This window comes from Cupriavidus sp. 05T313 (genome assembly GCF_056396665.1).
In genome coordinates this window covers 19,023-33,341 of sequence record NZ_JBFTLX010000078.1, presented here as the reverse complement: position 1 = coordinate 33,341, position 14,319 = coordinate 19,023, and the positions used below count along the sequence as shown (strand labels likewise).

Here is a 14,319-nt window from a genome sequence, read left to right as displayed (position 1 = left end):
TCTATGCCGCCACCGGCAACGGCAGCGTGGGCGACTACATGGTCGAGCCGCTCAAGGCGGCACGCGCCAAGGGCGTGCAGATCGTGCGCGCCTCGCGCACCGGCAGCGGCGCGGTGATCCGCAACGCCGAGCAGCCGGACGACAAGTACAACTGGCTGGTGACCGACGACCAACTGCCGCAGAAGGCGCGCATCCTGATGGCGTTGGCGCTGACCAAGACCAACGACACCCAGGAACTGCAGAAGATCCTGTGGAAGTATTGAGTTGAGCGCGGACGGGGCCGGGTACGACGGTGTCGTGCCCGGCCCTTTCCCATCCTGCCCTACAAGCCGCAGTCGCTCGATTCCGCCAGGCGTCCCATCGCTTGCGCGTCCGGTACATGGCTGATAAAKGCCCAAAGTTCATCGACCAGGGGCTTCGGATTGGTCGCCGAACGATACAGCCGGATATCCAGGCTCGTCGACCACGCCCCCGGGCCGGCCAGCACCAGCCGCCCCTCTCTCACCTCGTCGCTGACGCAGCTCTCCGGCAACCAGCCGACGCCATGCCCGGCCACGACCATGGCCTTCAAGGCCTCCGACATGTGCGTCTCGAAGCACCGTTGCAGCCCGTAAGGCTCCGGTGAATTGAGCAGGATCATCTCCACCACATTGCCCAGGAAGGCACCGGATGAATAGGCCATGAACGGCAACGGTCTGGCGCTCGTGCCGGGCAGGCGGAAAATCGGCTGCCCGTCCTTATCCGGCGCCGAGTACGGCTGGATGCGCTCAACGCCCAGCTTCAGGAACGGGAAGCCGTTAGGGTCCAGCAGGATCGGCAACTGCTGATGGTGGTAGCCCAGCAGGATGTCGCAATCGTCGTCGACCAGTTGCTGGACGCCTTCGGGCACATTCACTGCATGCACGCAGGCACTCAGCGCCCCGAAACTGCGGTGCAGGTACTTGAGCCAGGCCGGAAAAAAAGTGAACACCAGCGTGTGCGCCACCGAAAACCGGATGACCTTGTCGCTCTCGGCAAGGGGCTGCCGGCTGCTCAGCAGTGCGCGTGCCGCATAGGCGTCACGCAGCAGGTCGGCCGCCAGGCGGCGGAACAGCCAGCCGGCGGTCGTCAAGGTTGCCGGATGCACGCTGCGATCGACCAGGCTGACACCCAGCCACTCTTCAAGCGCCATGATGCGGCGGCTGAACGCTGACTGGGTGATATGGCGGTCGCCTGCCGCGCGTGAAAAGCTCCGCGTTTCCGCCAAGCACAGGAAGTCTTCAAGCCACTTGGTTTCCATGATGGAATCTACTCGGCATCGGGGTGGAAGGCGAAAGGTCTGAGTCACATCATACGGCAAGGCGATCACGGAATAATTGGTGGAACCCCGATACCGTGATGCAAATTTCGCGGCGCCGTATTCCAAATTTGCAACATCCCTCCACGTGCATCCGGGTTGTCTCGTAGAACCAGCAGGCACCGCTAATGGCGCAGCATCGCCGGCATGCATATCTCAATGCGCGTCATGACAAATTCGCATCAAGGTCGCAACGCGCCGGTGGCTTCCATAAGCTTGCACTCCTCTCATTCATCAAAACCTGCGAGGAGCACACCGATGACGAATGGATCTTTTAGAACCGAACATGACCTGCTGGGCGATCGCGAAGTCCCGGCCGATGTCTATTACGGTGTGCACACGCTGCGTGCAGTGGAAAATTTTCCGATCACGGGCACTCCCATCTCTATCTATCCGGATCTGATCAAGGCCCTGGCTTATATCAAGCAAGCAGCCGCATTGGCAAACCATGAACTCGGCCTGCTCGATGAAACCCGTTGCGATGCCATCGTCAAGGCCTGCGCGGAGTTGCTCGGCGGCAAGTTGCACGACCAATTCGTCGTCGACGTGATCCAGGGCGGTGCCGGCACCTCGACGAACATGAACGCGAACGAGGTGATCGCCAACCGCGCGCTGGAGCTGCTGGGCCACAAAAAAGGCGAATACCAGTACCTGCATCCGAACGAGCAGGTCAATATCGGCCAGAGCACCAACGACGTCTACCCGACGGCCCTCAAGGTCGCAACCTGGTTCGGCATCCTCGGGCTGGTGGACGCCATGTCGGTGTTGCGGCGGGCGTTCGAGCGCAAGGCCGAGGAATTCAAGCATGTGCTGAAGATGGGCCGCACCCAGTTGCAGGATGCCGTGCCGATGACGCTGGGGCAGGAGTTCAGCACCTATGCCGTGATGCTCGGCGAGGACGAGCAGCGGCTGCGCGAAGCGGCGCTGCTGATCTGCGAGATCAATATGGGCGCCACTGCGATCGGCACCGGCATTACCGCGCACCCGGACTATGCACCGCTGATCCTGAAGCGCCTGAAGGAGATCACCGGCATTCCGCTGATGACCGCGCCGAACCTGATCGAGGCCACGCAGGACTGCGGCGCCTTCGTGCAGTTGTCGGGCGTCCTCAAGCGCGTGGCGGTCAAGCTCTCCAAGACCTGCAACGACCTGCGCCTGCTCTCCAGCGGCCCGCGCGCCGGCCTGGGCGAGATCAACCTGCCGCCCATGCAGGCCGGATCGAGCATCATGCCCGGCAAGGTGAATCCCGTGATCCCCGAGGTGGTCAACCAGATCGCATTCGAGGTCATCGGCAACGACATCACCGTCAGCTTCGCCGCCGAAGCCGGGCAACTGCAACTGAATGCCTTCGAGCCGATCATTGCGCACAGCCTGTTCAAGAGCGTCAGCCATCTGCGCAATGGCTGCCTGACACTGGCCGAGCGTTGCGTCAATGGCATCACCGCCAACGAGGAACGCCTGCGCGCCACGGTGGAAAACTCCATCGGCATCGTCACCGCCCTGAACCCGTATATCGGCTACGCCAACGCCACGGCGGTAGCGCAAGAGGCCCACGCCACCGGCGGCAGCGTGTACGAGATCGTGCTGCAAAAGGGGCTGCTGTCCAGGGAGGAACTCGACCAGATCCTGCGGCCGGAAGTGCTGACGCAGCCCACTCCGCTGAGCCTGGCGCCGCGCGCCCGGTGAACTGAGTCACGGCGTCCCCAGCGCCGCAAGAAGCAGCGGGCCCCCGCCCCGCAAATCGACGGCCAGACAACGATCTGCCGCAATCCCCGGAGACACCRCAACATGAAAGCCAACAAGTTAACCACCCAGATCATGGTCGCCATGGTCCTGGGCATCGGGACCGGCTATCTCTGCAACACCCTCGCGCCCAATGCGGGGATGGCGAAAGAGATTGCCGGCTACTTTTCGATCGTCACCGACATCTTCCTGCGCATGATCAAGATGATCATCGCGCCGCTGGTATTCGGCACGCTGGTGGCGGGCATCGCCGGCATGAAGGACGCGAGCGCGGTGGGCCGCATCGGCATCAAGGCTTTGGGCTGGTTCATCACCGCATCGCTGATCTCGCTGCTGCTCGGCATGCTCTTTGTGAACCTGCTGCAGCCCGGCCATGCGCTGAACCTGCCATTGCCGGAGATCGGCACCGCCACCAATCTCAAGACTTCGTCGCTGAACCTGAAGGACTTCATTACGCACGTGTTTCCCAAGAGCGTGTTCGAAGCCATGGCGCAGAACGAGATCCTGCAGATCCTGGTGTTCTCGCTGTTCTTCGGCTTCGCCATTGCATCGTTCAAGGGCAAGGTGGGGCATCACCTGGTCGCGTCGATCGAGGAACTGGTGGCGATCATGCTGCGCGTCACGGACTTCGTGATGCGCTTTGCGCCGCTCGGCGTCTTTGCCGCCGTCGCCGCCGCCATTACCGTACAGGGTATTGGCGTGCTGTTCACCTACGGCAAGTTTATCGGCGGTTTCTACCTGGGACTGGTTGTACTGTGGCTGGTGCTGACGGGCGCGGGCTACCTGTTCCTCGGCGGGCGGGTCTTCACCCTGCTCAAGCTGATCCGCGAGCCGACCATCCTCGCCTTCTCCACCGCCAGCAGCGAGGCCGCCTATCCGAAGACCATGGAGCAGATGGAGAAGTTCGGCGTCCCCGACAAGGTGACCGGCTTCGTGCTGCCGCTGGGCTACTCGTTCAACCTCGATGGCTCGATGATGTACCAGGCCTTCGCCGCGTTGTTCATCGCGCAGGCCTACAACATCGAACTCAGCCTGACGCAGCAGATCACCATGTTGCTGGTCCTGATGGTCACCAGCAAGGGCATCGCCGGCGTGCCCCGCGCCTCCATCGTGGTGGTGGCGGCCACCCTGCCGATGTTCAACCTGCCCGAAGCCGGCCTGCTGCTGATCCTGGGCATCGACCAGTTCCTCGACATGGGCCGGACCGCGACCAACGTCATCGGCAACAGCATCGCCACGGCAGTGGTCGCCAAATGGGAAGGCGAACTGAGCCCGACGCAGTTGCCGGACACCGAAGACACCGAAGACATCGCCGAAGCACCCGCGCGGCAGCCCGGAGCAACTGGCCCCCGCGCAGACTGGGGTAATCCCTGATGCCCTCACATGAAATCTCATAACGATCCAGGCGCCGCAATATGGAATCACAACCGGGCCGCCCGGCCGGCACAAACAGTTTCCCGTTTAATCAACGACTTGCGATCCGTCCGCGGCCATCCCGGCAATGGCACGGCGATTGCTATATCCCTCTGCCGCAGCATCATCTGACGCACCTCAAAACAAAACACGTGGAGACAATATGAGCGCACGAGAAGCGGGCGATCTCGATCCTGTCGAGACCGCCGAATGGCTGGAGTCCCTGCAGGCGGTCACGCAGCATCGCGGCACCGAGCGGGCCAACCAACTGGTCAATGCGCTGGTCGATGAAGCGCGGCGCGACGGCCTCTATGTGCCGCGCTCGCTGACCACGGGCTACCGGAACACCATCGCCCCCAAGGACGAAGCGCAATCGACCGGCGACCGCGCCATCGAGCATCGCCTGCGCTCGATCATCCGCTGGAACGCGATGGCCATCATCCTGCGCGCCAACAAGGAGTCGTCGGAACTCGGTGGCCACATCGCGAGCTTCCAGTCGGCGGCGACGCTCTACGACATCGGTTTCGGCCACTTCTGGCACGCGCCCACCGACCAGCACGGCGGTGACCTGCTGTACATCCAGGGCCACAGCGCACCGGGCATCTACGCGCGCGCCTTTGTCGAAGGCCGGCTCACGGAGCAGCAGTTGCTCGGGTACCGGCAGGAAACCGGCGGCACCGGGCTTTCCTCCTACCCCCACCCCTGGCTGATGCCGGACTTCTGGCAGTTCCCCACCGTGTCGATGGGGCTGGGCCCACTGATGTCGATCTACCAGGCGCGTTTCCTCAAGTACCTGCAAGGCCGAGGGCTGGCGGACACCTCGGCGCGCAAGGTCTGGGCCTTCATGGGCGACGGCGAGATGGACGAGCCCGAATCCCTGGGCGCAATCTCGCTGGCCGGCCGCGAGCGGCTCGACAATCTGATCTTCRTCATCAACTGCAACCTGCAGCGKCTGGAYGGCCCGGTGCGCGGCAACGGCAAGATCATCCAGGAACTGGAATCCGTCTTCCGCGGCGCCGGCTGGAACGTGATCAAGGTGGTCTGGGGCGGCGGCTGGGACAAGCTGCTTGCCAGGGACAAGAGCGGCCTGCTGCTAAAGCGCATGGAGGAATGCGTCGACGGCGAATACCAGGATTTCAAGAGCAAGAGCGGCGCTTATGTACGCGAGCACTTCTTCGGCAAGTACGAAGAACTCAAGGCGCTGGTCGCCGACATGAGCGACGACGAGATCTGGGGCCTGACGCGCGGCGGCCATGATCCCGAGAAGGTGTTCGCGGCTTACGCTGCCGCCGTGAAGCACACCGGGGAGCCCACGCTGATCCTGGCCAAGACGGTCAAGGGCTATGGCATGGGCGAATCCGGCGAAGGCCAGATGATCGCCCACCAGGCCAAGAAGATGACCCAGGACGCGTTGCGCGGTTTCCGCGACCGCTTCCAGATTCCGGTCAGCGACGCGCAACTGGCCGACATCCCCTTTATCAAGCCGCCCGAGGACAGCCCCGAGATGCAGTACCTGCGCGCGCGGCGCGCGGCGCTGGGCGGCTACCTGCCGGCCCGCCGCAGCAAGTCGCATGCGCTGGAAATTCCGCCGCTGTCCACGTTCCAGCGCCTGCTCGACAGCACCGGCGAGCGCGAGATCTCCACCACCATGGCCTTCGTGCAGATGCTGGGGACCCTGGTGCGCGACAAGGCCATCGGCAAGCATGTGGTGCCCATCGTGCCCGACGAATCGCGCACCTTCGGCATGGAGGGCATGTTCCGCCAGCTAGGCATCTACTCATCGGTCGGGCAGCTCTACAAGCCGCAGGACGCCGATCAGCTCATGTACTACCGGGAGTCCAAGGACGGCCAGGTGCTGCAGGAGGGGATCAACGAGGGCGGCGCGATGTCGAGCTGGATTGTTGCTGCGACTTCGTACAGCACGAGCAACGTGCCGATGATCCCGTTCTACATCTACTACTCGATGTTCGGGCTCCAGCGGGTCGGCGACCTGGCCTGGCTGGCGGGCGACATCCGAGCACGCGGCTTCCTGCTCGGCGGCACCGCCGGGCGCACCACGCTCAACGGGGAAGGCCTGCAGCACGAGGACGGCCACAGCCACATCATCGCCGGCACCATCCCAAACTGCGTTTCCTACGATCCCACCTTCGCCTACGAGGTGGTGACCATCGTGCGCGACGGCATGCGCCGGATGTACCAGGACCAGGAGGATGTGTACTACTACATCACCCTGATGAACGAGAACTACCCGCACCCCGGCCTCGCGGACGCGGGCGAAGGCGCGGAGGCCGGCATCCTCAAGGGCCTCTACAAGCTCAAGGACGGCGGCAAGGCCGGCAAGGGCGGGCTGCGCGTGCAGCTCATGGGCTGCGGCACCATCCTGCGCGAGGTCATCGCCGCCGCCGAGCTGCTGAAGGCGGACTTCAACGTCACCGCCGACATCTGGAGCGCCACCAGCTACAACGAGCTGCGCCGCGACGGCATGGCCGCCGAGCGCTGGAACCTGCTGCACCCCACCGAGCCCCGGCGCAAGAGCTGGGTCGAGTCCAGCCTGGAAGGCCATGAAGGCCCGGTGATCGCCTCCACCGACTACATGCGCAACTACGCCGACCAGGTACGCGAATACGTGCAGGCCGCGGGACGGCGCTACGTCGTGCTGGGTACCGACGGCTTTGGCCGCAGCGACTACCGCGCCAGGCTGCGCAGCTTCTTCGAGGTCGACCGCTACCACGTTGCCATCGCCGCGCTCAAGGCGCTGAGCGATAACGGCGCGATCAAGCCGGCGGTGGTGGCCGAGGCCATTGCCAAGTATGCGGTGGACACCGAGCGCGCAGCGCCGTGGACGGTCTGACACGCCAAGGATTGAAGACTATGAACCAAGCCATTGATATCAAGGTGCCCGACATCGGCGATTTCAAGGACGTGCGGCTTGGCGGTGCCGGCCGGCACCGCCAAGCCCAGCGTAAGCGCGCCGCCCTCGCCGCTCAGCGCGCCTGCGGGGCTGGCCGAAGTGCGCATCCCCGACATCGGCGAYTWCAAGGAYGTGCCGGTGATCGARKTSTTCGTCAAGGTSGGCGACMYGGTSAAGSCSGAGGAYCCGCTSGTKTCGCTGGARTCCGACAAGGCCACCATGGACGTGCCGGCYCCGCWRGGCGGCGTGGTCAGGSAGATCCACGTCAAGSTGGGCGAYRCCGTCAGCGARGGCAGCATCATCATGACACTGGCTACCGGCGACGCACCGGCGGTGGCATCCGCGGCGCCGGCTCCGGTCCTCGCGGCGGCGCCTGCGCCCATTACGCCAGCTTCGAGTGGCGTGGACGAACCCGCTTTCGCGCTCGCCTACGCCGGACCGGCGGTGCGCAAGCTCGCCCGGGAGACCGGCGTGGGCCTGGGCAAGGTGCGCGGCAGTGGCGAGCATGGCCGCATCCTGCGAGCCGATGTCGAGGCGTTCGCCCGCTCGGGAGGCGCCATAACGCCCGCCGCCAGGCCTGCCGCCGCGCCCGCTGGTGGCGGCGCGGGCCTGGACCTGCTGCCGTGGCCCAAGGTGGACTTTGCCAGGTTCGGCCCGGTCGAGCGGAGGGAACTTAGCCGCATCAAGAAGATTTCCGGCGCCAACCTGCACCGCAACTGGGTCGTGATCCCGCACGTCACCACGCATGACGAGGCGGATATCACCGATCTCGAGCAGTTCCGCGTGCAGATGAACAAGGAGCTGGAAAAGAGCGGCATCAAGATCAGCATGCTGCCTTTCATGATGAAGGCAGCGGTGGCCACGCTCAGGAAATTCCCGGAATTCAACGCGAGTCTGGACGGCGACACCCTGGTGCTCAAGCAGTACTACCACATCGGCTTTGCCGCCGACACGCCCAACGGCCTGATGGTGCCGGTGATCCGCGACGTCGACAAGAAGTCCATCCCCGACATCGCGCGGGAGATGGGCGAACTGGCCAAGCTGGCGCGGGAAGGCAAGCTCAAGCCCGACCAGATGTCGGGCGGCACCTTCACGATCAGCTCGCTCGGCGGCATCGGCGGGATCAACTTCACGCCCATCATCAACGCACCCGAGGTTGCCATCATGGGTGTCTGCAAGAGCTTCTGGAAGCAGCACTCCGGCGATGGCAAGAACTGGGCCTCGCGCCTGACCCTGCCGCTGTCGTTGTCATGGGACCACCGCGTCATCGACGGGGCCGCGGCTGCCCGCTTCAACGTCTATTTTGCCAACCTGCTCGCCGATCTGCGGCGTGTGCTGTTCTGAGGGGCGCGCTGCAATGACCCAACGTGTCGAAGTCAAGGTGCCGGATATCGGCGATTTCAAGGACGTCACGGTGATCGAGGTCATGGTCCGGCCCGGCGAGACCATCGCCGTGGACACCAGCCTGATTGCCGTCGAATCCGACAAGGCATCGATGGAGATCCCCTCCTCGCATGCCGGCGTGGTGAAAGAGATCCTGGTCAAGGTCAACGACAAGGTCAGCGAAGGCTCGGTGATCCTGATAGTAGAGGCCACGGGTGTGGCGGCCGGCGCGGCGCCGACTGCCGCACCGCCGAAGGCTGCGCCCTCCGTGCCGGTGCCTAACGCCGCGAGCTATAGCGGCACGGCAGACCTGGAATGCGAGATGCTGGTGCTAGGCGCCGGCCCCGGTGGCTACTCGGCCGCGTTTCGCAGCGCCGACCTGGGCTTGAAAACGGTGCTGGTCGAGCGCTACGAGACGCTCGGTGGCGTCTGTCTCAACGTCGGCTGTATTCCCTCCAAGGCGCTGCTGCACACAGCCTCGGTGATGGATGAGGTTGCGCATCTGCCCGACCACGGCATCAAGTACGGTGCGCCCGAGGTCGACCTGGACAAGTTGCGCGCGTTCAAGGACAGCGTTATCAAGAAGCTCACGGGCGGCCTGGCCGGCATGGCCAAGGCACGCAAGGTCGAGGTGGTCACCGGCGTGGGCAGCTTCCTCGACCCACATCACCTCGAAGTCGTGGCAGCCGATGGCGCAAAGCGCGTCGTCAAGTTTGCAAAGGCCATCATCGCTGCGGGCAGCCAGGCGGTGAAGCTGCCGTTCATGCCCGACGACGAACGCGTCGTCGACTCCACCGGGGCGCTGCAGCTGAAGTCGATCCCGAAGCGCATGCTGGTGGTGGGCGGCGGCATCATCGGCCTGGAAATGGCTACGGTGTATTCCACGCTGGGCACCCGCATCGATGTCGTGGAAATGCTCGATGGCCTGATGCAGGGTGCCGACCGCGACCTGGTCAAGGTCTGGGAGAAGAAAAACGCTCACCGCTTCGACCACGTCATGCTGAAGACCAAGACGGTTGGCGCCAAGGCCACGCCGGCAGGCATCGAAGTCAGCTTCGAGGGTAAGGAGGCGCCCGCGCCGCAGGTATACGACGTGGTGCTGGTCGCCGTGGGCCGCAGCCCCAACGGCAAGTCCATTGCCGCGGAGAAGGCCGGGGTGGCCGTCACCGAGCGTGGCTACATCGAAGTCGACAAGCAGATGCGGACCAACGTCTCGCACATTCACGCCATCGGCGACATCGTCGGCCAGCCGATGCTGGCGCACAAAGCCGTACACGAAGCGCACGTGGCGGCGGAGGCGGCGCACGGCGAGCCCGCCTTCTTTGACGCGCGCCAGATCCCGTCGGTTGCCTACACCGACCCGGAAGTGGCCTGGGCCGGCAAGACCGAAGAGCAATGCAAGGCCGAAGGGATCCAGTTCGGCAAGGCGGTGTTCCCGTGGGCCGCCTCCGGGCGCGCCATTGCCAACGGACGCGACGAGGGCTTCACCAAGCTGCTCGTCGACAGCACCACGAATCGCGTGATCGGCGGTGGCATCGTCGGCACCCATGCGGGCGACCTGATCAGCGAGATCTGCCTGGCCGTGGAGATGGGCTGCGAGCCCGCCGATATCGGCAAGACGATCCACCCGCACCCGACGCTGGGTGAATCGATCGGGATGGCCGCCGAGGTGTTTGAGGGCCATTGCACCGACCTGCCGCCGGTGAAGAAGAAATAAAAGGAAATTGACACGGGCACACGACGCAGCGCTTTGCGTCGTGCCGCCACACACAAGAGATTGCACGAACGTCTGCCGCCGTTCCGGCGCCCCGACCGAGCCACAGAGACAACCATGACCGACAACCTTCGCGAAGCCGCACTCGACTACCACCGCTATCCCACGCCCGGCAAGATCTCCGTGACGCCCACCAAGGCGATGGCCACACAGCGCGATCTCGCTCTGGCCTACTCGCCCGGCGTCGCCGACGCCTGCATGGAGATCGTGCGCGATCCGGCCGAGGCGATGAACCTCACGTCGCGCGCCAACCTCGTCGCGGTGATTACCAACGGCACCGCGGTGCTGGGTCTGGGCAACATCGGCCCGCTGGCCGGCAAGCCGGTGATGGAGGGCAAAGGTTGCCTGTTCAAGAAGTTCGCGGGCATCGATGTCTTCGACATCGAGCTGGCGGAAGACGACCCCGATGCGCTGATCGAAACCATCGCCCGCATGGAGCCGACCTTCGGCGGCATCAACCTCGAGGACATCAAGGCGCCCGAGTGCTTCTATATCGAGAAGAAGCTGAGAGAGCGTATGAAGATCCCGGTCTTCCATGACGATCAGCACGGTACCGCCATCGTGGCCGCCGCCGCCATCCTCAACGCGCTGAAGCATGTCGGCAAGGATATCAGCGAGGTCAAGCTGGTAGCGTCGGGCGCAGGCGCGGCCGCCCTCGCCTGCCTGGACCTGATCGTGAGCCTGGGCCTGCCCATGGGCAATGTGTTCGTCTCCGACAGCAACGGCGTGGTCTATCTCGGCCGCAAGGAGCAGATGGACCCGAACAAGGCGCGTTATGCGCAGGACACTTCCGCGCGCACGCTGGCCGACATCATCGGCGGCGCGGACATCTTTCTCGGCCTGTCGGCCGGTGGCGTGCTCAAGCCAGAGATGGTCAAGACCATGGCGCGCGACCCGATCATCCTGGCCATGGCCAACCCGACGCCAGAGATCGCGCCGGAGGATGCGCTGGCCGTGCGCCCCGATGCCATCCTTGGCACCGGGCGCTCGGATTATCCGAACCAGGTCAACAATGTCCTCTGTTTCCCGTTCATCTTCCGCGGGGCACTGGACGTCGGGGCCACCACCATCAATGAAGAGATGAAGCTGGCCGCCGTGCGCGCCATTGCCGAACTCGCCCATGCGGAGATTCCGGAGGTGGTGGCCCAGGCGTACGGCGCGGTCGGCCTGCGCTTCGGTGCCGAATACCTGATTCCCAAGCCGTTCGACCCTCGCCTGATCGAAGCCGTCGCGCCCGCCGTCGCCCAGGCGGCAATGGACAGCGGCGTGGCCACGCGCCCGATCGCGGACATGGAGGCGTATCGCCAGCGGCTCGGCCAGTTCGTCTACCAGTCGCGCAGCGCCATGCAGCCGGTATTCGCCGCCGCCAAGCGCGCGCCGAAGCGGGTGATTTACGCGGAAGGCGAGGACGAGCGCGTGCTGCGCGCCGCGCAGGTGGTCATCGACGAGGGCATCGCGCGCCCGATGCTGGTGGGCCGTCCCGACGTGATTGTCCAGCTCATCGCGCAATTCGGCCTGCGCTTGCAACCGGGCGAGGATTGCGAATGCATCGATCCGCTCGATCCTGCCGTCTACCGCGACGCTGCCGAGGCGTACTATCAGATTAGCCGCCGCGACGGCGTCTCGCGCGCGCTGGCACAGGCGGAGGTGCGCAGCCGCGGTACGCTGCTGGGCGCCATGCTGGTTCGGCAAGGCCAGGCCGACGCGATGCTGTGCGGCACCGTGGGCCGTTTCCAGGACCACCTGGCTTATGTGCGGGACACGATCGGGCTGAAGCCCGGCAGCGAGACGCTTGCCGCCATGCAGATGTTGATGCTGCCCGGCCGCCAGCTGTTCATTTGCGACACGCACGTGAACCTCGACCCGACGGCGCAACAGATCGCCGACATCGCGCTGCTGGCCGCCGAAGCCGTCCGCCGCTTCGGCATCACGCCGAGCGTGGCCTTGCTCTCGCACTCCAACTTCGGCGGCTCCACCGCCCCGGCCGCGGTGAAGATGCGCGAGGCGCTGGCGCTGGCGAAATCGCGCGCCCCGTCGCTGGCCATGGAAGGCGAGATGCGCGGCGATGCGGCGCTGTCCAAGCCCATCCTGGACCAAGAGTTCCCCGACTCCGGCCTGGTCACGGAAGCCAACGTGCTGGTGATGCCCAACGTCGACGCCGCCAATATCTCCTACAACCTGATGCGCATCGCGGCGGGCGGCGGCATCACGGTTGGCGGCATTCTGCTTGGCGCCGCGCGCCCCGTGCACATCCTGACCTCATCCTCGACCGTTCGCCGCATCGTCAACATGACGGCGGTGGCGACGGTCGATGCCGGCTCCCAGCGCGCCACGGCGCAGGCGGCAGGGATCTAGCATCTGAACGCCGACAGCGATCGCGAACCAAAAACAGGAGACCACCATGGACAAAGACAATCATCCGAAGCCGTTCTACAGATCCCTCTATTTCCAGGTCATCACCGCGATCGTCATCGGCGTCATCCTGGGCCACTTCTACCCGCAGACCGGCGAGGCGATGAAGCCGCTGGGCGATGGTTTTATCAAGCTGATCAAGATGATCATCGCACCGATCATCTTCTGCACGGTCGTGGTGGGTATCGCCGGGATGGAGGACATGAAGAAGGTCGGCAAGACCGGCGGGCTGGCGCTGCTGTACTTCGAGATCGTCAGCGGCGTCGCGCTGGTGGTGGGCCTGGTGATCATCAACATCGTCAAGCCGGGCGCCGGCATGAACGTGGACGTCAGCACCCTCGACACCAAGAGCATCGCCGCCTATACCGAGCCCGGCAAGATGCAGGGCACGGTGGACTTCCTGCTGCACGTGATCCCGAACACCGTGGTGGACGCCTTCGCCAAGGGTGAGATTCTCCAGGTGCTGCTGTTCGCGGTGATGTTCGGTTTCGCCCTGCATAAGTTCGGCGGGCGCGGCACGCTGGTGTTCGACTTCATCGAGAAGTTCTCGCACGTGCTGTTCACCATCGTCGGATACATCATGAAGGTCGCGCCCATCGGGGCGTTCGGTGCCATGGCCTTCACCATCGGCAAGTATGGCGTGGGTTCGCTGCTGCAACTGGGCCAGTTGATGGCGACGTTCTATGCGACYTGCCTGTTCTTCATCTTTATCGTGCTTGGCGGGATCGCACGAGCCCACGGCTTCTCGATCTGGAAATTCATCAGGTACATCAAGGAAGAACTGCTGATCGTGCTGGGCACGTCTTCGTCGGAATCGGTGCTGCCGCGCATGATGGCCAAGCTCGAGAACCTGGGTGCCCGCAAGTCTGTCGTCGGGCTGGTGATCCCGACCGGCTACTCCTTCAACCTGGATGGCACCTCCATCTACCTGACCATGGCGGCGGTGTTCATCGCCCAGGCAACCAACACCGACATGAGCCTGACGCAGCAACTCACGCTGCTGGCGGTGCTGCTGCTCACGTCCAAGGGCGCTGCCGGCGTCACCGGCAGCGGCTTCATCGTGCTGGCGGCCACGCTGTCGGCGGTCGGGCATGTCCCGGTAGCAGGCCTTGCCCTGATCCTCGGCATCGACCGCTTCATGTCGGAGGCGCGCGCCCTGACCAACCTGATCGGCAACGGCGTGGCCACGGTGGTGGTGGCTAAATGGACCGGCGACCTAGATGTCGAACGGATGCATCGCACGCTGGACAACGAGTCGGACAGCGAGGCCGACGACCCCGAGGTGGTGCTCGACCAGGCCGCGACGCACATGCCGGTTGCCAGTACCACATTGAACCGGTGAACGGC

Annotated in this window: 8 protein-coding genes and 1 pseudogene; 8 read left to right on the top strand and 1 reads right to left on the bottom strand. The window is 64.5% G+C overall.

Annotation, left to right across the window (positions count from 1 at the left end; translation table 11 throughout):
- Positions 1 to 263: pseudogene (locus tag AC1DKD_RS18420) on the top strand (L-asparaginase); the annotation flags it as partial.
- Positions 264 to 322: 59 nt separating this feature from the next.
- Here AC1DKD_RS18420 and AC1DKD_RS18415 read toward each other — a convergent pair.
- The gene (locus AC1DKD_RS18415) at positions 323 to 1,279 is read right to left on the bottom strand and encodes a LysR substrate-binding domain-containing protein (protein ID WP_441633492.1); all 957 of its coding nucleotides are present in this window, start codon (positions 1,277 to 1,279) and stop codon (positions 323 to 325) included.
- 315 nt (positions 1,280 to 1,594) lie between these two features.
- On the opposite strand from AC1DKD_RS18415, the gene aspA reads away from it, so the two are divergent.
- From aspA to AC1DKD_RS18380, 7 genes are all read left to right on the top strand, one after another.
- Positions 1,595 to 3,022 (top strand): aspartate ammonia-lyase, encoded by a 1,428-nt coding sequence (aspA, locus tag AC1DKD_RS18410; protein ID WP_441633447.1) that lies wholly within the window; start codon positions 1,595 to 1,597, stop codon positions 3,020 to 3,022.
- A 102-nt stretch (positions 3,023 to 3,124) separates the two neighbouring features.
- Positions 3,125 to 4,453, top strand: coding sequence for a dicarboxylate/amino acid:cation symporter (locus tag AC1DKD_RS18405; protein WP_441633449.1), 1,329 nt, complete (start codon positions 3,125 to 3,127; stop codon positions 4,451 to 4,453).
- A gap of 202 nt (positions 4,454 to 4,655) precedes the next feature.
- On the top strand, positions 4,656 to 7,343 hold the full coding sequence (gene aceE, locus AC1DKD_RS18400) for a pyruvate dehydrogenase (acetyl-transferring), homodimeric type (RefSeq protein ID WP_477143546.1): 2,688 nt from the start codon (positions 4,656 to 4,658) through the stop codon (positions 7,341 to 7,343).
- A 33-nt stretch (positions 7,344 to 7,376) separates the two neighbouring features.
- Positions 7,377 to 8,747, top strand: coding sequence for a dihydrolipoyllysine-residue acetyltransferase (locus AC1DKD_RS18395; protein WP_477143545.1), 1,371 nt, complete (start codon positions 7,377 to 7,379; stop codon positions 8,745 to 8,747).
- A gap of 13 nt (positions 8,748 to 8,760) precedes the next feature.
- A complete protein-coding gene (lpdA, locus tag AC1DKD_RS18390) occupies positions 8,761 to 10,503 on the top strand; it encodes a dihydrolipoyl dehydrogenase (protein WP_477111964.1) in 1,743 nt (580 codons plus the stop codon).
- Between the two features lie 114 nt (positions 10,504 to 10,617).
- Positions 10,618 to 12,915 (top strand): NADP-dependent malic enzyme, encoded by a 2,298-nt coding sequence (locus tag AC1DKD_RS18385; protein WP_441633457.1) that lies wholly within the window; start codon positions 10,618 to 10,620, stop codon positions 12,913 to 12,915.
- A gap of 46 nt (positions 12,916 to 12,961) precedes the next feature.
- Positions 12,962 to 14,314, top strand: a complete 1,353-nt coding sequence (locus AC1DKD_RS18380) for a dicarboxylate/amino acid:cation symporter (protein WP_441633459.1) — start codon at positions 12,962 to 12,964, stop codon at positions 14,312 to 14,314.
- Positions 14,315 to 14,319: the final 5 nt, after the last annotated feature.

Coding starts and splice junctions, on each gene's coding strand:
- aspA (WP_441633447.1), top strand. CDS start 1,595: ATGACGAATGGATCTTTTAGAACCGAACATGACCTGCTGGGCGATCGC.
- AC1DKD_RS18405 (WP_441633449.1), top strand. CDS start 3,125: ATGAAAGCCAACAAGTTAACCACCCAGATCATGGTCGCCATGGTCCTG.
- lpdA (WP_477111964.1), top strand. CDS start 8,761: ATGACCCAACGTGTCGAAGTCAAGGTGCCGGATATCGGCGATTTCAAG.
- AC1DKD_RS18385 (WP_441633457.1), top strand. CDS start 10,618: ATGACCGACAACCTTCGCGAAGCCGCACTCGACTACCACCGCTATCCC.